19 protein-coding genes are annotated in these 21785 nt (G+C 40.4%); 18 read left to right on the forward strand and 1 reads right to left on the reverse strand.

The features are described 5' to 3' along the window. The 4 genes from HMPREF9421_RS05490 (at position 1) to HMPREF9421_RS05505 (ending at position 4733) form a co-directional block, all read left to right on the forward strand. On the forward strand, positions 1-1056 hold the full coding sequence (locus HMPREF9421_RS05490; RefSeq protein WP_006596011.1) for a BMP family lipoprotein: 1056 nt from the start codon (positions 1-3) through the stop codon (positions 1054-1056). 137 nt (positions 1057-1193) lie between these two features. After that, positions 1194-2726 carry an ABC transporter ATP-binding protein gene (locus tag HMPREF9421_RS05495; RefSeq protein WP_006596012.1) on the forward strand — a complete coding sequence of 511 codons (1533 nt, stop codon included), beginning with the start codon at positions 1194-1196 and terminating at the stop codon, positions 2724-2726. Then, complete coding sequence (locus tag HMPREF9421_RS05500; RefSeq protein ID WP_006596013.1) at positions 2719-3774, forward strand: ABC transporter permease; 1056 nt, start codon at positions 2719-2721, stop codon at positions 3772-3774. The genes HMPREF9421_RS05495 and HMPREF9421_RS05500 overlap by 8 nt, the downstream gene beginning before the upstream one ends. Positions 3775-3776: 2 nt before the next feature. Next, positions 3777-4733 (forward strand): ABC transporter permease, encoded by a 957-nt coding sequence (locus HMPREF9421_RS05505; RefSeq protein ID WP_006596014.1) that lies wholly within the window; start codon positions 3777-3779, stop codon positions 4731-4733. 58 nt (positions 4734-4791) lie between these two features. Here HMPREF9421_RS05505 and HMPREF9421_RS05510 read toward each other — a convergent pair whose 3' ends face one another. Next, positions 4792-5709, reverse strand: a complete 918-nt coding sequence (locus HMPREF9421_RS05510) for a polysaccharide deacetylase family protein (protein WP_006596015.1) — start codon at positions 5707-5709, stop codon at positions 4792-4794. A 221-nt stretch (positions 5710-5930) separates the two neighbouring features. Here HMPREF9421_RS05510 and HMPREF9421_RS05515 point away from each other — a divergent pair, with 221 nt between their 5' ends. From HMPREF9421_RS05515 to HMPREF9421_RS05580, 14 genes are all read left to right on the forward strand, one after another. Then, the gene (locus HMPREF9421_RS05515; protein ID WP_006596017.1) at positions 5931-7217 is read left to right on the forward strand and encodes a homoserine dehydrogenase; all 1287 of its coding nucleotides are present in this window, start codon (positions 5931-5933) and stop codon (positions 7215-7217) included. A gap of 2 nt (positions 7218-7219) precedes the next feature. Then, a complete protein-coding gene (gene thrB, locus HMPREF9421_RS05520; RefSeq protein WP_006596018.1) occupies positions 7220-8095 on the forward strand; it encodes a homoserine kinase in 876 nt (291 codons plus the stop codon). Positions 8096-8251: 156 nt separating this feature from the next. Then, positions 8252-9178: a hypothetical protein gene (locus HMPREF9421_RS05525; protein WP_006596019.1), complete on the forward strand. Its 927-nt coding sequence runs from the start codon at positions 8252-8254 to the stop codon at positions 9176-9178. A 133-nt stretch (positions 9179-9311) separates the two neighbouring features. Further along, positions 9312-10214, forward strand: coding sequence for a UDP-N-acetylmuramate dehydrogenase (gene murB / locus HMPREF9421_RS05530; RefSeq protein ID WP_006596020.1), 903 nt, complete (start codon positions 9312-9314; stop codon positions 10212-10214). Positions 10215-10419: 205 nt separating this feature from the next. Next, on the forward strand, positions 10420-11577 hold the full coding sequence (locus tag HMPREF9421_RS05535) for an ABC transporter ATP-binding protein (RefSeq protein ID WP_006596021.1): 1158 nt from the start codon (positions 10420-10422) through the stop codon (positions 11575-11577). Then, positions 11558-12364: an ABC transporter permease gene (locus tag HMPREF9421_RS05540; protein WP_006596022.1), complete on the forward strand. Its 807-nt coding sequence runs from the start codon at positions 11558-11560 to the stop codon at positions 12362-12364. Before HMPREF9421_RS05535 ends, HMPREF9421_RS05540 begins: the two co-directional genes overlap by 20 nt. Further along, entirely contained in the window at positions 12361-13134 is a 774-nt protein-coding gene (locus HMPREF9421_RS05545; RefSeq protein WP_006596023.1) for an ABC transporter permease, read from the forward strand. Before HMPREF9421_RS05540 ends, HMPREF9421_RS05545 begins: the two co-directional genes overlap by 4 nt. Then, positions 13131-14201, forward strand: a complete 1071-nt coding sequence (locus HMPREF9421_RS05550) for an ABC transporter substrate-binding protein (RefSeq protein WP_006596024.1) — start codon at positions 13131-13133, stop codon at positions 14199-14201. Before HMPREF9421_RS05545 ends, HMPREF9421_RS05550 begins: the two co-directional genes overlap by 4 nt. A gap of 273 nt (positions 14202-14474) precedes the next feature. Further along, the gene (locus HMPREF9421_RS05555; protein WP_006596025.1) at positions 14475-17462 is read left to right on the forward strand and encodes a CocE/NonD family hydrolase; all 2988 of its coding nucleotides are present in this window, start codon (positions 14475-14477) and stop codon (positions 17460-17462) included. A gap of 147 nt (positions 17463-17609) precedes the next feature. Beyond that, the gene (locus HMPREF9421_RS05560; RefSeq protein ID WP_006597366.1) at positions 17610-18320 is read left to right on the forward strand and encodes a glycosyltransferase family 2 protein; all 711 of its coding nucleotides are present in this window, start codon (positions 17610-17612) and stop codon (positions 18318-18320) included. A 1-nt stretch (position 18321) separates the two neighbouring features. Then, entirely contained in the window at positions 18322-18657 is a 336-nt protein-coding gene (locus HMPREF9421_RS05565) for a DUF2304 domain-containing protein (protein ID WP_040803007.1), read from the forward strand. After that, positions 18641-19924 (forward strand): lipopolysaccharide biosynthesis protein, encoded by a 1284-nt coding sequence (locus tag HMPREF9421_RS05570; RefSeq protein WP_006596028.1) that lies wholly within the window; start codon positions 18641-18643, stop codon positions 19922-19924. Before HMPREF9421_RS05565 ends, HMPREF9421_RS05570 begins: the two co-directional genes overlap by 17 nt. Further along, on the forward strand, positions 19908-20690 hold the full coding sequence (locus HMPREF9421_RS05575) for a glycosyltransferase family 2 protein (protein ID WP_006596029.1): 783 nt from the start codon (positions 19908-19910) through the stop codon (positions 20688-20690). Before HMPREF9421_RS05570 ends, HMPREF9421_RS05575 begins: the two co-directional genes overlap by 17 nt. Positions 20691-20788: 98 nt before the next feature. After that, on the forward strand, positions 20789-21763 hold the full coding sequence (locus HMPREF9421_RS05580) for a glycosyltransferase family 2 protein (protein ID WP_231911631.1): 975 nt from the start codon (positions 20789-20791) through the stop codon (positions 21761-21763). The last annotated feature ends 22 nt before the right edge of the window (positions 21764-21785 follow it).

A 21785-nucleotide genomic window follows, 5' to 3' on the forward strand; every position in this document is an offset into this window, starting at 1 on the left:
ATGAACAAGAAACAATGGTTAGGCCTAGGTCTAGTAACTGTCGCTGCAATCGGACTTGCTGCATGTGGAAATCGTGCGTCTCGCAAAGATTCTTCAGATGCAAAAACTGATTTAAAAGCTGCTATCGTTACTGACACAGGTGGTGTTGATGATAAATCATTTAACCAATCTGCATGGGAAGGTCTACAAGCTTGGGGTAAAGAAAACGGTCTTTCTAAAGATAACGGCTTTACTTATTTCCAATCTACAAGTGAAGCAGATTTTGCAAATAACTTTAGCCAAGCTGCTACAAACGGCTACAAATTAGTTTACGGTGTTGGTTACAAACTTGCTCCAGCTGTTACAGCTGCTGCAGATGAAAATGCTGATATCAACTATGTTATCATTGACTCTGTTGTAGGCGACAAAAAGAACGTAGCATCTGCTGTTTTTGCAGATAATGAAGCTGCTTATCTTGCAGGGGTTGCTGCTGCCAAAACAACTAAGACTAACAAAGTTGGTTTCATCGGTGGAGCACGTGGTGAAGTTATCACTCGTTTCGAAAAAGGATTTGAAGCAGGCGTGAAGTCTGTAAACAAAGACATTTCAGTAGACGTACAATATGCTGAAGACTTCAACAACCCTGAAAAAGGTAGAACCATTGCAGCGACACAATACGCTGCAGGAGCTGACGTTATTTACCAAGCTGCTGGTGGTACAGGAGCTGGTGTCTTCAAGGAAGCAAAAGACTTGAACGAGAAGAAAAACGAAGACGAAAAAGTTTGGGTTCTTGGTGTAGACCGTGACCAAGTTGATGAAGGTAAATACACTTCAAAAGATGGTAAAGAATCTAACTTCGTATTGGCTTCTACTTTGAAACAAGTTGGTAAAACTGTTCAAGAAATCGCAACTCAAACTGCTGATGGCAAATTCCCAGGTGGAAAAGTGATCACATTTGGTTTGAAAGATGGTGGTGTTGATTTGACAACTTCTAATCTTTCTGAAGATGCTAAAAAAGCAGTAGAAGATGCTAAAAAACAAATTATCGATGGTAGTGTAAAAGCACCTGAGAAATAAAACCTTCCAGAAGCGATCCATCCTTCTTGGGTCGCTTTTTTATGAGGTGTTGGGACATTTTGTCTCAATAGAACTTACTAACTCGTTTAGCAGGTCCTACTGAAATAAAATATAGTTTTCTAGAAAGGAATATTCGAATGGCACACGAAAACGTCATTGAGATGCGTGAAATTACCAAAATCTTTGGTGAATTTGTCGCAAACGACAAAATCAACCTCGAATTGCGTAAAGGTGAAATTCATGCACTTCTTGGTGAAAATGGAGCTGGGAAATCAACCCTGATGAATATGTTGGCTGGTCTTTTGGAACCAACGAGCGGAGAAATTGTGGTCAATGGGAAGTCTGAAAAACTAGATTCTCCTTCTAAGGCTGCTTCTCTAGGAATTGGAATGGTTCACCAGCACTTCATGTTGGTGGAAGCTTTCACTGTTGCAGAAAATATCATTCTTGGTAGCGAAGTTACTAATAAAGGTGTATTAGATTTGAAAAAAGCTAATGCAGATATCCTTGAGTTGTCAGAACGCTACGGCTTGGCTGTGGATCCTACCGCAAAAGTTGAAGATATTTCTGTCGGTGCTCAACAACGTGTAGAAATCTTGAAGACGCTCTATCGCGGAGCTGATATTCTGATTTTCGATGAGCCTACTGCAGTGTTAACTCCTGCTGAAATTTTGGAGTTGATGGAAATTATGAAAACCCTTGTTAAAGAAGGGAAATCTATCATCCTTATCACTCACAAACTAGATGAAATTCGTGCCGTTGCAGACCGTGTCACAGTTATTCGTCGTGGTAAATCTATTCAAACCGTTGGTATCGAAGGTGCTACCAATAAAGATTTGGCAGAAATGATGGTTGGGCGCTCAGTTTCTTTCGTAACAGAAAAAGAAGAAGCACAGCCTAAAGAAGTGGTTCTTGCAATTTCTGACTTAGTCGTGAATGAAAACCGTGGTGTTCCTGCGGTCAAAGAGCTATCTCTTGATGTTCGCGCAGGCGAAATTGTCGGGATTGCAGGGATTGATGGGAATGGTCAGAGTGAATTGATCCAGGCTATTACCGGACTCCGTAAAGTCAAATCAGGTAGTATCAAAATTAAGGGACAAGAAGTTGTTGGCCTTTCCCCACGTAAGATTACTGAAATGAATGTCAGCCACGTGCCTGAAGATCGTCATCGTGATGGTCTTGTGCTCGAAATGATGCTTTCTGAAAACATCGCACTTCAAACTTACTACAAAGAACCACTTAGCAAGAATGGTGTCTTGAATTACAATCAAATTAATTCCTATGCCCGCAAGTTGATGGAAGAGTTTGACGTTCGTGCAGCCAACGAGATTGTGCCAGCAAGCGCTCTATCAGGAGGAAATCAACAAAAGGCCATTATTGCTCGTGAAGTTGATCGGAATCCAGATTTGTTGATCGTTAGCCAACCGACACGTGGATTGGACGTTGGTGCGATTGAGTACATCCATAAACGTTTGATTGGTGAACGTGATAAAGGAAAAGCCGTCCTCGTTGTCAGCTTCGAATTAGATGAAATTCTAAATCTATCAGACCGGATTGCTGTTATTCATGATGGAAAAATCCAAGGTATTGTGAAGCCATCTGAGACCAACAAACAAGAGCTTGGTATTCTAATGGCTGGTGGAGAAATCAAGGAGGCTTCAAATGAATAAAAATACAAGACAAATTGCTATTCCTTTTATTTCTGTAATCCTAGGAATCATCCTCGGAGCCATTATTATGTGGATCTTTGGTTATGATGCTCTTTGGGGTTATGAAGAACTCTTCAAGACAGCTTTTGGTTCCATAAAAAATGTGGGTGAAATTTTCCGTTCTATGGGACCACTGATATTGATTGCTCTCGGATTTGCGGTAGCCAGTCGAGCTGGATTTTTTAATGTCGGTTTACCTGGACAAGCTTTGGCAGGTTGGATTGCGGCTGTATGGTTCGCTCTATCCTTCCCAGATATTCCTCGCATTCTGATGATTCCTTTGACCGTCCTTGTGGCTGCAATTGCCGGTGGTTTCATTGGATTGATTCCAGGACTCCTACGAGCATTTTTGGGAACGAGTGAAGTAATCGTTACCATTATGATGAACTACATTGTACTGTTTGCTGGAAATGAAATCATCCGGAACTTCCCTAAAAAGTTCATGGTCGATTCTGAATCTAGTATCCCAGTAGGAGCAAATGCAAGTTACCGCCTAGGGTTCTTGACAGAATTGACTAAGTCACGGATGAATATCGGGATCTTCATTGCCTTGATTGCCGTTGCAGTGATTTGGTTCATTATCAAGAAAACAACACTTGGCTTTGAAATTCGTTCTGTTGGTCTTAACCCCAATGCTTCAGACTATGCAGGGATGTCAGCTAAACGGACCATCATCCTTTCCATGGTGATTTCAGGTGCCCTATGTGGGATTGGTGGAGCAGTAGAAGGAATTGGTACCTTCCAGAACGTTTATGTTCAAGCTGGTTCCTTGGCTGTTGGATTTAATGGGATGGCAGTTGCTCTACTTGCTAGTAATTCTCCTATTGGGATTGTCTTTGCGGCCTTCTTGCTTGGAACCTTGCAAACAGGTGCACCAGGTATGACCACAGCGACTATTCCACCAGAACTTGTCAATATTGTGACAGCTTCGATTATCTTCTTTGTAAGTGCTCATTACATTATCGAAAAATACATCAAGCCTAAGAAACAAATGAAAGGAGTAGAGTAAGAATGAATACTGTTGCTATACTAACGATACTTGTATCGAATATGCTGGTCTATGCTGCTCCCCTCATTTTCACTAGTATCGGAGGAGCCTACTCCGAACATGCTGGTGTCGTTAATGTCGGTTTGGAAGGTATCATGGTTATGGGAGCTTTCACAGGGGTTGTGTTTAACTTGACTTTTGCTAGCTCTCTTGGTGGCATGACAATCTGGTTATCTCTCCTTGCAGGTGGTTTGGTTGGTCTTATTTTCTCTGCCATCCATGCGGTAGCGACTATTAACTTCCGTGCTGACCACGTGGTGAGTGGTACAGTATTGAACTTGTTGGCTCCTGCCTTAGCTGTCTTCTTGGTAAAAGCCATCTACGGAAAAGGTCAAACCAACAATATCGATTTGTCTTTTGGTAAATTTGATTTTCCTTTCTTGTCTGATATTCCTGTCATTGGCGATATCTTCTTCAAGAATACAAGTTTAATGGGATATGTCGCGATTGGATTTTCATTTGTAGCATGGTTTATCATGTTTAAAACGAAATTTGGTCTTCGCCTTCGCTCAGTTGGTGAACATCCACAAGCTGCGGATACCCTAGGGATTAATGTTTACCTCATGCGTTACTATGGTGTGCTCATCTCTGGATTTTTAGGAGGAGTTGGGGGTGCCTTGTATGCGCAATCTGCTTCTGTCAATTTCTCTGCCACTACCATTGTGGGACCTGGATTTATCGCGCTAGCGGCTATGATCTTTGGTAAATGGAGCCCAATCGGTGCCATGCTATCAAGTCTATTCTTTGGCCTTTCACAAGCCTTGGCGGTTGTGTCTACGCAGATTCCTTTCCTTGCCCATATTCCTGGAGTATACCTCCGTATTGCTCCGTATGTGTTGACCATCATCGTACTAGCAGCCTTCTTTGGTAAGTCGGTTGCACCAAAAGCAGATGGTGTGAACTACATCAAATCGAAATAAAAGCCTCCATTATGGAGAAAGAAAGCACGAGTCATTCGGACTCGTGCTTTTTGTATGTTTATGGATTAGGTTGCATTTCGGCAAGTAGGTTTTCTGCTGTTGTAGTTGGTAAGATCCGCAGGCGTTTTAGTGAGTAGAGGCCATCGTCTAGACTAGCTAGTCCATTGTTGGTTGTTAAGCCCATTTTGTAGCCATTGTTTTTTGCTAGTTCCATGGTGACATCAGAGTAGCGACCGGCTGGGTAGACAATGGTGGTAGTGGTTTGATGCAGTTTCTTGTCTAATACTTGTTTGGAAGTCGCCAATTCAGATTCCTGACGAGAGCTATCTGATTGGGCCAAGTCTGGGTGAGATACCGTATGACTCTCAAAGGTTATACCTTGCGCTTTCATTTCTTTGATCTGATCGAAGGTTAAAACACTGGGTCTTTCTTCGTCAGAAAAAGAAGTAATGATATTGTTGGTTGCGGTCATTTGGTATTTTTTTAGGAGAGGATAGACTATGGTATAAAAGTCAGCAATTCCATCATCAAAGGTCAACCAAACGACTTTGCCACCTTCCGGCAGTTCGTTTTTTGTGAGTGCCCGATAAGCTTCTTCAGGAGTTAAAGTGTAGTAACCGGCCTCTTTTAAGGCTTTGAGATGACTCTCGAAAGTTTCTGGTGCTACAATAAGGTTGGCATTGGCTTCTTCTGAAGGGGCCATCGTGTGAACAGCGTGGTACATGAGGATCGGGATTTTTACATGTTGATCTTGTTTTACCCATTTAGTAGTAGCTCTTTGCTGTTTCATCGTCTGACTTGTTTTTATTTCTTGCTTGTCAGCAACGGGAGTTGTTGCAACACGATTCAATAGGAGAAAGCCTAAAATGAAGATGCAGAATAACAGAAAAGCATTTAAAATAAGTAATAATCGTATTTTCTTTGGGACGCGTCTTTTTCGGTGATTCATAGTGACCCCTTTCTTATTCTTTATCATTATATCATAGGGACAGGAAATCATTTAAAGACAAAGTTACAATTGGGGAAAAATTTCAGGGAATCTCGCTGGCTTTTGTAGGAATGAGTTGCTAGTTGCTTTGAAGAGGAGGTCTAAATCCCAAAAGGTAAAGTTCTTGTAGAGGATGAAGGCCAAAGAACTAGTCAGAAGGGCCTAGTTTTTGATATAATGGAATATATTAGATTTTTAAGGAGACCAACATGTCTGTTAAAATTGCCTTATTAGGATTTGGTACTGTTGCCAGTGGCGTACCATTTTTATTAAAAGAAAACCATGAAAAAATCAGCCAGGCTGCTCAGGATGACATTGAGATCGCTAAGGTCTTGATTCGTGATGATGCGGAAAAGCAAAGCTTGCAAGCGGCTGGCCATGACTACAACTTTGTGACCAATGTCGATGAGATCATTGAAGACAAAGAGATTGCCATCGTAGTTGAATTGATGGGCCGGATTGAGCCAGCGAAGACCTTTATCACCCGTGCTCTGGAAGCAGGTAAGCATGTGGTCTCTGCGAACAAAGACCTTCTAGCTGTTCATGGAAGTGAATTGTTAGAGGTTGCTCAAAAACACCGAGTAGCTCTTTATTATGAAGCGGCCGTAGCGGGTGGGATCCCAATCCTTCGGACCTTGGTGAATTCCTTGGCTTCTGACAAGGTGACCAAAGTTCTCGGTGTGGTCAATGGAACATCTAATTTCATGATGACCAAAATGGTGGAAGAAGGCTGGACTTATGAAGATGCTTTAGCAGAAGCGCAACGACTTGGTTACGCTGAAAGTGACCCAACCAATGACGTCGAAGGGATCGATGCTGCCTACAAGATGGTGATCTTGAGTCAATTTGCCTTTGGGATGAACATCCAATTTGATCAAGTGGGTCACAAAGGGATCAGCCAGATCACTCCTCAAGATGTCTCAGTCGCTCAAAGCCTTGGCTATGTGATTAAGCTTGTCGGATCCATTGTAGAAACAGAGTCAGGGATTGCAGCAGAAGTGACACCAACCTTCCTTCCAAAACAACATCCACTTGCTGGCGTGAACGACGTTATGAACGCGGTCTATGTGGAATCTATCGGGATTGGTGAGTCTATGTACTACGGACCAGGTGCAGGCCAAAAACCAACTGCGACTAGTGTTGTAGCCGACATCGTTCGCATTGTCCGTCGTCTAAAAGAAGGAACGATCGGTAAAGCCTTCAATGAGTACAGCCGCCCTCTTCAATTGGCTAAGCCTGAAGATGTGAAGAACAATTATTACTTCTCAATCAAGGCACCAGATGCGACTGGTCAAATCTTGCGTCTCGCGGAGATCTTTAATGCAGAAGGAGCTTCCTTCAAGCAAATCCTCCAAGAAGACACGGATGGTCACTATGCAAGTGTGGTCATCATTACCCACCAAGTCAATCAGACACAATTCAAGAACTTGGTTGAAAAACTGGATTCAGAGCCGAATTTCGAACTCTTGAATACCTTTAAGGTCTTAGGAGAATAAGCATGAAGATTATTGTTCCAGCAACCAGTGCCAATGTAGGACCCGGATTTGATTCTGTTGGAATCGCTGTTTCTAAGTATTTGACCATTGATGTGCTAGAAGCGCAAGAAAACTGGTGGATTGAACACGATTTGGGAGAGGAGATTCCAAGCGACGAAGAGAATCTCTTGCTTCAAACTGCTCTCCAAGTCGCAGCTGATTTGCCTCCTCATCGTCTCAAGATGACCAGTGAAGTGCCTTTGGCGCGTGGACTTGGTTCTTCTAGCTCTGTTATCGTAGCGGGGATTGAGTTGGCCAATCAACTGGGCAAGCTAGCTCTAAGTGATGAAGATAAACTAGAAATTGCGACAAAAATTGAAGGGCATCCTGATAACGTAGCCCCAGCTATTTTTGGAAATCTGGTCGTAGCGAGCTATGTGGATCAGCAGACCAATCATTTGGTCCTTCCATTCCCTGAGTGTGCTTTGGTAGCCTTTGTTCCCAATTACGAACTTAAGACCAGCGATAGTCGAAACGTCCTTCCTAGTGAGTGGACGTATAAGGAAGCTGTGGCAGCTAGTTCAATTGCAAACGTGGCCATTGCTGCTCTTGCTAAGGGGGACTTACGAGTCGCAGGAAAAGCTATTGAAGCGGATCGCTTCCATGAGCGCTACCGCCAACAGTTGGTTGCAGAGTTCCCTCAGGTGAAAGAAGTTGCACATCAACACGATGCTTATGCCACTTACCTTTCTGGTGCAGGTCCAACTATTATGACCTTGCTTCCAGTTGAACATGCAGAAGCCTTTGCCAAAGACTTGGAGTCTAAGGGCTTAAATGGTCAGGTCTTCTCACTAAAGATTGACACAACTGGTGTTAAGGTAGAGGACAGCGAATCTTGATTCCATAAAAAATGATTAGATAGGCTAAATTAGTCTATCTAATTTTATTTATCTATGATAAAATAGTTCTATAAATCATTTGTCTATCAAATTATTTTAGGATAATAAACAATTATTCGAAAGATAGATAGAATTGTAAAGGAGATTGTAATTCTAATGAAAGACTTTGAACGTCATCAACTTGCTACGGAACTTGGATTCCAGTATGATCCGGAAACCTCATCTATTTATGGGGAAAACTCTGGCTATTTCTTCTTAATGAAAGAAACCGACACAAAAAATGTTTTTACCATTGCTCTTTCTGTCTCACGTGATGATGCAGAGGAAGCAGCGGCTCAATTGCATCAAATGGTCAAAGAATCTTCTGTTCTAAAGAGCATTAGCCTCAACCAATATGTCACAACTTTCACTGTAAAAGCTGGGATGACCAAAGCAAAAACGATTGAAAACATTCACCAAGCCTTAACAGAAATCCTGGAATTTTTACAAACCAATGGCTTCTACACTGTTTGTGGCTACTCTGGTGAAAAAGGACCGGTTGGTCTCTACCAGATTGGAGATTCCCTTTTCTTGATGAATGAAGAAAACTATCAAATTGTGAGTTCCCAATTAAAAATTGAAACAGATTCATATAATAGTCAGAAAGAAAATGTCCTTCTTGGAACAGTCGGTGCCTTTATTGGTGCCATTATTGGAGGGGCTGTTACTCTTTTTATTGCCCGTCTCGGCTACGTAGCTTTTTATGCTGGTTTTATCCTTGGGATCTGTGTTGTCAAAGGCTATGAGATCTTAGGGAAGAAATTTAGCAAACTTGGTGCAGTTATTTCTAGTATCCTCTTGTTGGTGACTATTGTTCTCGTTCACCAATTTGACTATGCCTTAGAAGCAGTTAAACAGCTTGGACTCGACTTTAGTGATGGATTTGATTTGATCAATTCCCTTGTACTAAATGGTGAAGCACCTGAAAAATACTTCTTTAACTTCTTTATGTTGGCAGTCTTCACTATTATTGGGGGTGGTGTTGCCATTAGCTCGGCCTTGTCTACTCAAAAAACACGTGGTATTGCACGTAAGATTGGCTAATTCAATTAACCCTTGTTTAAAAAAATTAAAACAGAATCGGTCCTTTGGCTGTTTCTGTTTTTTACTTCTGGGTCGAAAAGTGGGCTGGTTTTTGTTATAATGGATAAGATAACGTATAGAAGAGAGTTGTGAGATGGAAATCGTAAAGCAAATCAAAGAGGAGTTGGCTGGTATTGAGATTTTGTTCAATGAGCCACTCAAACAATATACCTATACCAAGGTTGGAGGGGCGGCAGATTATTTAGCCTTTCCTCGCAATCAATATGAATTAAAACGAATTGTTACCTTTGCAAATGCCCAGGAAATCCCTTGGATGGTCTTGGGGAATTCTTCCAATATTATCGTCCGTGACAGTGGGATTGAAGGCTTTGTGATCATGTTTGATCATTTTCATGATATCCGGGTCAATGGGTATGTGATTGAAGCAGAGGCAGGTGCTAAGCTGATCGATGTGACTCATGTAGCCCGCTACCATAGCTTGACAGGTTTTGAATTTGCCTGTGGGATTCCAGGTAGCATCGGTGGAGCTGTCTATATGAATGCTGGCGCCTATGGTGGTGAAATTGCCCACATTCTCAAATCGTGTAAGGTCTTGACGCCAGAAGGAGAAATTAAAACCTTAACAGCAGAAGAATTAGCCTTTGGCTATCGTCATTCCAAGATCCAAGAGACAGGAGATGTGGTGATTGCTGCTAAGTTTGCTCTAGCGCCAGGCAACTATGATCAGATCAATCAAGAAATGGCTCGCTTGACTCATTTGCGTGAGCTTAAGCAACCACTTGAGTATCCATCTTGTGGTTCGGTCTTTAAACGGCCAGTGGGTCACTTTGCTGGACAATTGATTAGTGAAGCTGGATTAAAGGGACACCGGATTGGTGGTGTAGAGGTTTCAGAAAAGCATGCTGGCTTTATGATCAATGTCGATCATGGTACTGCCAAAAATTATGAAGACTTAATCGCTCATGTCATCGCAACAGTTGAAAAATCAGCTGGTGTGACCTTGGAGCGCGAAGTCCGTATTATTGGGAAAGATTAAGGGTTCGAGATGGAATAAGGGCTACTCTAGGGTAGACCCTTCCTACTTTAGAAGGGGGGTGAGTGCCTATCGATACCGAAAATAGGTGGGGCAGTCTTATAAGTCCCCGAGAGGTGTTGGTGGCCTGACGGGTTCGCTCGTCAGCCTATGAGACTAGTGGTTGGTCTCAGAAGGAAACGCATGAAAAAGAAGGAATTTATGTGAATTGAAAAAACCAATTATTGAGTTTAGAAATGTCTCAAAAGTATTTGAAGACAGCGATACAGTGGTTCTCAAAGATATCAACTTTGAGTTGGAAGAAGGGAAATTCTATACCCTCCTCGGTGCTTCAGGATCTGGTAAATCAACGATTCTGAATATCATTGCTGGTTTGTTAGACGCTTCAACAGGGGATGTCCTCTTAGATGGTGTTCGGATCAATGATGTGCCGACTAACAAACGGGACGTCCATACCGTCTTCCAATCCTATGCCCTTTTCCCACACATGAATGTGTTTGAGAATGTTGCCTTCCCCCTTCGTTTGAAGAAGGTAGACAAGGCTGATATCGAGAAACGAGTGACTGAAGTCCTCAAGATGGTGCAATTGGGAGGCTTTGAGAAACGTTCCATCCAGAAACTTTCTGGTGGACAACGCCAGCGGGTAGCCATTGCACGGGCGATTATCAATGAACCGCGAGTAGTCCTCTTGGATGAGCCCTTGTCTGCTCTCGACTTGAAGTTGCGGACGGACATGCAGTATGAGCTTCGTGAATTGCAACAACGCTTGGGTATTACCTTTGTTTTTGTAACCCATGACCAGGAAGAAGCGCTAGCGATGAGTGACTGGATCTTCGTTATGAACGAAGGAGAAATCGTCCAGTCAGGGACACCAGTTGATATCTACGATGAGCCCATCAACCATTTTGTTGCGACCTTTATCGGTGAGTCCAACATCCTTCCAGGGATCATGATCGAAGACTACCTAGTAGAATTCAACGGCAAACGCTTTGAGTCGGTCGATGGAGGGATGAGGCCAAACGAACCGGTCGAAGTCGTGATTCGTCCCGAAGACTTGCGGATTACACTGCCTGAAGAAGGCAAGCTGCAGGTGAAGGTGGATACGCAACTTTTCCGTGGCGTTCACTATGAAATCATCGCTTATGATGAATTGGGCAATGAGTGGATGATTCACTCGACGCGTAAGGCTATCGTGGGTGAAGAAATCGGCCTGGACTTTGAGCCAGAAGATATCCACGTCATGCGTCTCAATGAAACGGAAGAAGAGTTTGATGCTCGGATCGAAGAATACGTAGAAGTGGAAGAGCAAGAAGCTGGATTGATCAATGCCATCGAGGAGGAAAGAGATGAAGAAAACAACCTCTAACCTCTTTGTGGTTCCCTATTTTCTCTGGATCCTCCTCTTTGTCTTGGCTCCCGTAGCCTTGATCATCTGGCAATCCTTTGTCAATGTCCAGGGACAGGGTTCCTTAGAGAATTATCAAACCTTTTTTACAGCGCAGAATTGGACTTATTTGAAGATGAGTTTTAACTCCATTCTCTACGCTGGGATCGTTACCTTTGTAACGCTCTTGATTTCTTATCCGACAGCTTATTTTTTGACCCAACTCAAGCATCGTCAACTCTGGCTCATGCTGATCGTCCTTCCGACCTGGGTCAACCTCCTGCTCAAGGCTTATGCCTTTATCGGGATCTTTGGTCAAGGGGGATCTATTAACCAATTCTTGAGCTTTATCGGGATTGGTCCTCAACAGATCCTCTTTACGGACTTTTCTTTCATTTTTGTCGCTAGTTACATTGAGTTGCCCTTTATGATCCTTCCTATCTTCAATGTCTTGGATGATTTGGATCTAAATCTCATCAACGCTAGCTATGACCTAGGAGCTAATAAGTGGGATACCTTCCGTCGGGTTGTCTTTCCGCTGTCTATGAATGGGGTTCGCTCTGGTGTCCAATCGGTCTTTATTCCAAGTTTGAGTCTCTTCATGTTGACGCGTTTGATCGGAGGAAACCGAGTGATTACGCTGGGGACTGCCATCGAGCAACATTTCCTCACAACGCAAAACTGGGGAATGGGTTCGACCATTGGAGTGGTCTTGATCCTTGCTATGCTCTTAGTCATGTGGGTAACGAGAGAAAGGAGTGAACGATGAAAAAGATTTCACGTATCTATTTAGGATTGATTTTCCTGCTCCTTTATCTACCAATCTTCTACTTGATTGCCTATGCCTTTAATGCTGGCGGGAATATGAATGCTTTTACAGGCTTTACCTTGGAGCATTTCCAAAGTCTCTTTGAGGATACGCGTCTCATGTTGATCCTCTCACAGACCTTCCTTTTGGCCTTCTTGTCAGCATTGATTGCGACCATTATTGGGACCTTTGGGGCGATCTATATCTACCAATCTAAGAAGAAATTTGAAGGGCCGTTTTTGTCCATCAATAACATCCTCATGGTGGCACCTGACGTTATGATCGGGGCTAGCTTCCTGATCCTCTTTACGACGATCAAGTTCCAGCTTGGCTTTGCCTCTGTCTTGATGAGTCACGTGGCCTTCTCGATTCCAATCGTAGTGTTGATGGTCTTGCCACGCTTGAAAGAAATGAACCGTGATATGGTCAATGCGGCCTATGATCTAGGAGCTAATCAGGTGCAGATGTTGAAGGAAATCATGCTTCCTTATTTGACACCTGCCATTATCGCCGGTTACTTTATGGCCTTTACCTATTCCTTGGATGACTTTGCGGTGACCTTCTTTGTCACGGGAAATGGTTTTACGACCTTGTCTGTTGAGATTTACTCACGTGCTCGCCAAGGGATTTCATTGAATATCAATGCCCTTTCTGCCCTGGTCTTCCTCTTCAGTATCTTACTGGTGGTTGGCTATTACTTCATCACTAGAGAGAAGGAGGAGACAGTATGAAAAAACTCTATTCATTCTTGCTAGGGATTGTCGTTGTGATCCTGGTGTTAGCGGGGCTAAGTGCCCGTCTTGAAGCCAAGACCAATCCAAAAGACAGTGACAAGTTGGTCATCTACAACTGGGGAGATTATATCGATCCTGAATTGCTTGAGGAATTTACCAAAGAAACAGGTGTTCAAGTCCAATACAATACCTTTGATTCCAATGAAGCTATGTACACCAAAATCAAGCAAGGGGGAACGGCATACGATATTGCTATCCCAAGTGAATACATGATCGCTAAGATGATGGACGAAAACCTGCTTGAAAAGTTGGATAAGTCTAAACTAAAAGGCTTAGACAATATCGATCCACGTTTCTTGGACTTGGATTTTGATCCGGACAATCAGTATTCAGTTCCTTATTTCTGGGGAACTCTTGGCATCATCTACAATAGCAAGATGGTTGATAAGGCTCCTGAGCACTGGGAGGATCTATGGAGACCAGAGTACAAGAATGACATCATGATGTACGATGGGGCGCGTGAGGTCATGGGGATTGGACTCAATAGCTTAGGCTATAGTCTCAATTCTAAGGATCCTCAGCAATTACAAGAGTCTGTTGATAAGCTCTATACCTTGATGCCCAATATTAAGGCCCTTGTAGCCGATGAAATGAAAGGCTACATGATCCAGAACAATGCGGCTATTGGGGTGACCTTCTCCGGTGAAGCCAGTCAAATGCTAGATGCTAATGAAGACCTTCGTTATGTGGTCCCATCAGAAGCCAGCAACCTTTGGTTTGATAATATTGTCATTCCAAAGACAGTGAAGAATAAAGAAGCGGCTTACGCCTTTATCAACTTTATGCTTCGCCCAGAAAATGCATATAAGAATGCGCTCTATGTCGGTTATTCCACACCGAACAAAGAAGCTAAGAAGATGCTACCAGAAGAGGTCCAAGAAGACCAGGCCTTCTACCCAAGTGATGACACGCTAAAGAACTTAGAAGTCTATGAACAACTTGGCAAGAAGTGGTTAGGCGTCTATAACGATCTCTACCTACAAGTGAAGATGTATCGCAAGTAGGATAAAATTCTATAAAAGTTAAAGCAAGTTTCTACCGGAAAAAAACGGATTGAAACTTGCTTTTTTGTGTGAAAAGAGGGCTTGAAAACAATAAAATATTTATCATAGGTCCTTTCAATTATTTCAACTTTCAGAAAGATTATATTTATATGATACTTATTTATTTGATTTGACTATAAAGTGTGGAGGGATTACAATGGGAATGTAAACGCTGTCATTATATTTGAAAGGTCTTCCTTCTTTCAAACTATAGAAACTTAAAGGAGTTTTATTATGAGGAAAAAGAAGTTGTCTATTATCTTGTCTGCTTTATTGCTCTCACCTATAGTAATAGCCACTCAGGTTCGGGCTGATGAAGTCTCCGAAAAGTCTACTGGAGCAGATACTGAACTAGTCGGTTTGCCAGAACTTGTTTCCACAGAAAATCCTCAGAACAATGCCCAGTATGAAGCTACAAGCCTTGAGTCAGTAGAGGAAGTAGATGCTGAGAAAGAGCGCCCAGTGGAGGTGGACGCTAGCAAGCTAACTGAAACTGACGATACTTTAGGAGGGTTACCGAAACCTTTATCGGTATCAGAAACGCCTGAAAAACTTTCTAGTCTGATTGAAAACCCACATGTAGCAAATCAGAATCTAAGTATAGGGGAAACAGCAGTTGAGTTACTCAAATGGGCAGAGGCCAAACCGGATCAAACGGGTGCAACGGTTGAAGATCGTCTTGAGTTTGCAAAGAGCTTGGGGATGATTCCGGACGGGGTAGGCAAGGATGAGCCTGTTCAGAATCTAAACCATATGATTTCAATTGCTAAGAAATTAAGAGAGGCCTATCGTGCAGAGAAAAAAGAACCTCTCATCCTTAATGGCAAGACCCAGCCTATTTTTCCTTTTACTCCGGGTGATGTAGAAACTGGCTATTCTAATGAAAAGAGTGATATCGTCCGCTTTGTGGTCTATGTCGAATCAGACTATGATACAGATGGAGATGGCAAAAGAGATCTTATTAAAACATTTGTTCAACTACCGAAAGCTGTTGCTAATGGGGATTTCAAAGCCTCTACTATCTATGAGGCAAGTCCTTACGTAGCAGGAACAACTAATAAGGAAACCCTTGGCGAAATTGGTCTAAAAGAAGAGGGCAAGTTTGACAACAAGAAACTCTATCGTTATGTAGATCCTCGTCGTCAAACTGGTTCTACTACGACTTTAGCACATGCCAAAAAGGCGGATTCCAAAGACTGGTACTATAAAAATCCAAACGAGAGTGATGAGACTTTTACCCGGTACGATTATGAAAATATTAACTGGTACAACTATTTCTTGGTTCGGGGCTATGCGGTCGTCACCACATCTGGATTGGGAAGCTATCAGTCAGAGGGAATTAATACAACAGGAAGCGACCTGGAAGTAGCTGGTTATAAGAGTGTCATTGAATGGCTAAATGGCAAACGTGTTGCTTATACAGATAAGACATCGAATATTGCTATTAAAGCAGACTGGTCAAATGGAAAAGTCGGTATGACAGGCCTGTCATGGGCAGGAACAACTACTTTTGGAGTGGCTGCGACAGGAGTCGAAGGCTTAAAGACTATCGTCCCTGCAGCTGGAATCGCAAGTTGGTATGATTATTACAACAGTCAAGGAACGACCTTTAACGTCGGTCCTTATAGAGATTTGTCTCATTTGTCTGTCTATGTATCCAATCGGATTCTAGATCCGGCTGATTGGAACAAGATTAAAGAGGACTATGCCCGCTACATTACTCAGTTGAATCGCGACCAACATAAACATGGCTATAATTATAGCGACATCTGGAAAAATCGCGATTATACCCTTCATCCAGAAAAATTCAAGGCCAGTGCCCTAGTCATGCATGGGCTAAATGATGATAATGTCAGAACCAAACACTTTGACCTGATGTATCAAACTTTGAAGAAGGCTGGGCAACCTGTGAAGCTCTACCTCTATCAAGGAGATCATATTTATCCTGTCAATAAACGCTTCGGAATTAAAGAGGGCCAACAAAGTGTTAGTGACCTTCTCAATCTTTGGTTTAGTCACTACCTATATGATGCAGAAAATCAGGTAGAGTCTTTACCAGAAGTAACCGTGTCTAATAACTACGATCCATCTAAGTGGGAACACTATTCTAGCTGGGAGTCTAGCAATCAATTGACCCTGAAGACCCTTTCTAGACGAGAAGAAGAAACCATTGATAATGATTACTATGGGGCAGGAATGGATTGGACCAATCGGGATTCTCATACCACCAAGCAATCGTCTACTGCCAATGCTTTGTTTGCAGCTGAGGCCACCGAAGATGTGACTATTAAAGGGCATATTCCCGTCCATTTCCAAGCTGCCTTAGCCAAGCTAACCAATCAAAAGATCAAAGACTACCAAGTCAATGTGCAACTGGTCGATCTCTCCGATGAGGAATTTGATGTCGCTTCCAATAAGATTACTTATGATGAAGCTGGCTATAAATACCAAGAAATGCCTCTTAACACGCTTTCTGAATCAGGCTACTGGATGGGAAGCAATCTAAAAAATATTGCCAACAAACAATTTGGAACCATTAAAACCAAGTATAAGGTCATCTCTTCTGGTTGGATCAACCTAGCCAATCCTGATGCAGGCTATGCCTCCGCTAGCTCAAGTAGTAGCATCGATCCCAAGCTCGGAGAGTTTCGGAACTACACCGTCTATCTACAACCAAATCTTTACACGGTTAAGAAGGGGCATAAACTGGGCTTAGTCTTTACCACCTTTGATAGTAACTATGTATGGACGGATGATCCGTATTCCTATCGTTTGAAAACACGGTCCATCGTAGCAGAAATACCAACTGTTCAAAAAAGTAGTCTTCGCTATGCTTGGTATGTTCCAAATGAGAAGGATGAGGCTTATCAGGTCCTTCCACTGGTTGAAGAACCCCTACCAGAATATCCACTGGATACCCTCGTGCCTACTGTGGATCAGAAAGAGCAGACACCAAACAAGGATTATACACCATACGAGTCAGGTTCATTAGCAGTTGAGCCTAGCAAGAAGAATACGCTGGTACCACTAGCTGTTAACTACCAACAAGAAACATCAGAGACGGTGGATGAAAATCTCCCTCAAGTAAGCAGTACTCGTAAGGAAGGACTTTATTTGCCGCAAACTGGAATGACCACCAACTTTGAAGTCACTTCAAGTGTGTTGGGAATCGTTCTTTTAGTCGGAATGGGAATCGTCCAACTAAAAGAAAGAGAAAATTAATCACATAGATTGAATCACCAGCTTTCCTATTTTTTAGGGGAGCTGATTTTTAGTAGTTTGCGTACTTCTAAGCATTGTCCTGAACTAGAAAAAAAGCCTTAAATATAGTATAATGAAGTGATATGCTTAGAAGGGAATGTAGAAGTATTGAGAACTTCAGAATTGCTAATTATTATTCCTGCTTATAATGAAAGTGGTAATATAGAAAAAACAATCAAGATGATTGAGGAACATACGCCAGAATTTGACTATGTCATTATCAATGATTGTTCTACAGACAATACTCTGGAAATTTGTAAAAGGAATCAATTTAATGTCATTGATTTACCCATCAATTTAGGAATTGGTGGTGCTGTACAAACAGGATATCAATATGCAGTTAGACACAGCTACCAATACGCTGTCCAAGTAGACGGAGACGGCCAACACAATCCTGAATTTATTAAAAAAATGTTAGAAGTTCTTCAAGAACAAAAAGTCAACATGGTGATTGGTTCTCGTTTCATTGAAAATCAAGGTTTCCAATCCTCATTCGCGCGGCGGATTGGAATTTCATTTTTTGAAAAATTAATCAAGGTTTTGACGGGTCAAAAGGTAACAGATCCAACTTCTGGTTTACGAGTTGCTGACCGAAAAGTGATTGAGGAATTCGCCAAGCAATATCCAAGTGATTATCCAGAACCAGAGACGATTGTGTCCCTGTTAACCTCAGGATACTCAGTTGCAGAAGTGCCTGTATTGATGAACGAACGAGAGCACGGGGAATCATCTATCACATTAAGCAAATCTGTTTACTATATGATTAAAGTAACTATGGCAATGTTATTGGCTAGAATTGGTGGAGGATATAAGAAATAAAATGCTAAATATTTGGTTGACAATTATTGTAATTATTTTTATGGTTTATATTCTGAGACTAGTTGCAAAGAAACTCGTTGAAATGAGAAATGTTATTTCTTGGCTCATTCTTTGCTTACTTTCGTTGCCAGTCATTTGGTTTCCTAATTTGATTGGAGCAATATCTGAATTTCTTGGGATTCAGACATTAAGTAACTTTGTTTTTTTATTGAGTACATTTTTATTAATATTTTTAATATTTTCATTAACTCGTACTGTATCAAAGCAATCAGTACAGATTAAGAAATTGTCACAAACAATCGCCTTATTAAGAAGTGAGAATGAAAATGAACAATAAAGCAAATAGGAGTGTCTATTTTTGGAATTTTGCTGGCAATATAGCAGCGGCTGCAGTTTCTATATTGTATTTGATTATTGTCTCTCGATATACTTCCGCAAGTGATGCTGATAATTTTAGTTTGGCTTATGCAATTGGGAATCTCTGGATTGTCATTGGTATGTTTCAAGTAAGAAATTATCAGGCGACTGATTTGAAAGAAACATACTCCTATTTGGAGTATTGGCTAACTAGGGTAATAACAGTTTGTTTGATGTTAGTCACATTATTTCCATATTTACTTTTTAATGGAAATAATGTTGGAAAAGGAAATTTATTTTTAATTATAATCCTAACGGTGCTTTATCGTTCTTGTGATGCTTTTTCTGACTTATTCCAAGGATTGTTTCAGCAACATGAACGTTTAGATATAGCAGGGAAATTAATGGTGCTACGTTATGGTTTGAGCACAATCATTCTCCTAATTAGTTTGTTACTTTTAAATTCTTTAATTTTTTCTTTAATTTGTTTATGCTTATTTAATGTTTTATTTGTTTTTTTAGGTGATTATTTCCAATCCAAACAAATTAGAACGATACCCTTTAATCAGATTTCATATACTACATTTAAGCGTTCAATTAGTATCATGAAAACTTGCCTTCCCTTGTTTGTCAATGGTTTTTTATTAGTGTATGTATTGAATTATCCAAAACAAGTGATTGATAAATTGCTAGTCGAGGGTGTATTACGTGAAGGTGCTCAAAGAGACTTCAGTATTCTATTCATGCCTGTTTTCTTTATGAGTTTATTTGTATTAGCATTAAGACCGTTAATTACTGATTTGGCAAAACAATGGTCAGAAAAAAGATTTCATACGTTTAATGCTATGATTCGAAAGATTTTATTATTGCTTATGATTTTGGGACTGGTAGTATCAATTCTGGCCTATTTGATAGGGATCCCTATTTTGAATATTATAAGTGGTATTGATTTATCAAATTATAGTTTATTGCTTACTATTTTAGTGCTTTCCGGCTTTTTATATTCTATAGCTTCTGTCATAGGTGATTTTTTAATTATATTGAGGAAGCAAGTCTATCTACTCTATGTTTATATCGCAATGGCATTGTTGACAAATCTTCTTACGCCTCTAGCGATGAGAGAATTTGGCTTGTTTGGAGCAGGGCTTAGTTTTGTTATAGTTATGTTATTTTACACACTTGCGAGTTGGATTGTCTTTGTAATTATGAGAAGGAAGGAAATTCAAAAATATGAATCAGTGGAATGATCATACATTTGTAATTTGTGCCTACGGGGATAGCCCTTATTTAGAGGATTGTATAAAATCGTTATTAAGCCAAACCGTAAAAAGTAATATTATTTTGTACACCTCTACTCCAAGTGTATTTATCGAAAGTATTTGTCAAAAATATGCCATTCCGTTTAATACAAGTGTAGGTGGTGGGATTGGGAAAGATTGGAATAATGCCTTATCTTTTGTTACCACTCAATATGCTACGATTGCCCACCAGGATGATTATTATGAACCAACTTATTTAATGGAAATTCAAGACAGGATAAAGAAGCATCAAGATGCTATCATTCTTTATTCTGATTATTTTGAAGAAAAAAATGGAGAGGTCATTAAACCGACTTCAAATCTAAAAATCAAATCATTAATGTTAAAAACAATTTCATTATTCCCTAAAACTAAATGGTGGAGAAATCGTATTCTTGCTTTTGGAAATCCGATTTGTTGCCCTGCTGTAACTTATAATTTAGAATTGGTTAAGGAGTTTAGATTTGATGAGGAATGGAGAGTTAGCCTGGACTGGCTTGCTTGGTATCATTTAGCTAAATATGATGGCAGATTTGTATATGTTCCAAAAAAATTAATGTGCCATCGTATTCATGAAGATTCTGAAACGAGTAATACCATTAGTGATAATACTCGAACTAAGGAAGATTACATGATGTATAATCTTTTTTGGCCAAAAGGACTAGCGAAATGTTTAAATCGTTTTTATAAAAAGAGTCAGGATACAAATGGTTAAATATTACTCGTTTGAGGTTTGCTAACAACATAAAAGTTCTATTTTCTTGCTTATCTGAAAAACTATGAGTGATGTTTATAAATATAAAGGATAAAATTGTGAAAGAAGCGCCTAAGATTAGTGTTATTATTCCAGTATATAATGCAGAATTATACCTGAAAAGATGTATAGATTCAGTTTTGAACCAAAGTTTTAAATCATATGAAATTATTGCAATTGATGATGGTTCAAAAGATGGTTCGTTCAAAATATTGAATGAATACCAACAATTTTCTACAAATATTAGAATTTTGAGCCGAGAAAATAAAGGTGCGGCATATACTAGAAATGAAGGTATTAAGCTTGCGAAAGGTGAATTCATCATGTTTATTGACAGTGATGATTACATAAACCCAGACTACTTGCAAGTATTTTACGATGAAATCTCAAGAGGGATGGATGATGCAGTTATTGGTGGACTTCAGAGAGTAAACCAAGATGGTAAACAACTATTTTCTATCCAATTGGGTAAAGATAAATGGTCGAAATATAGATCAATTTCACCATGTGCTCGCATCTATAGAAAAAAATTTATAGTAGATAACGAACTTTCTTTTCCAGATATTCCGTTGGCTGAGGATTTATTATTCAGTTTAACCGTATATACAAAATCTAATAATATTAGAACCATACCATATTGTGGATATAATTGGTTTTACAATGAGAATAGTGCATCTAATACATTAAATAAGGGTTTTAATCCAAAATTAGATATCAAGAATGTTCTTGATAAGATAGCAGGGATTATCCCAAATGATTTTTCTGAAACTAAATTAATTAAATTCTTTATAAAAAAATTTACTCTTTATTGGTTATTGGACGGTGGGAGACATTCCACAAGTGAAGAGTTTTTACGTCAATATAAAGAAATTAATGACTGGATCAGGATAAATGGAATGAAGTCCATACTTTCTGTTTTTAATCGAGAAATTAGAGATGAGAGATTGATGGTTAAATTAGCTATCTTTACAATGAACTTGATTGAAAAAGTCGGTTTATTAAAACTGTTTGCAAAACTGTATTGTAAAGGATAGTTAGAGAATTTATAGTTTACCG

Source organism: Streptococcus australis ATCC 700641 (assembly GCF_000186465.1).
In the GTDB taxonomy this organism is placed as follows: domain Bacteria; phylum Bacillota; class Bacilli; order Lactobacillales; family Streptococcaceae; genus Streptococcus; species Streptococcus australis.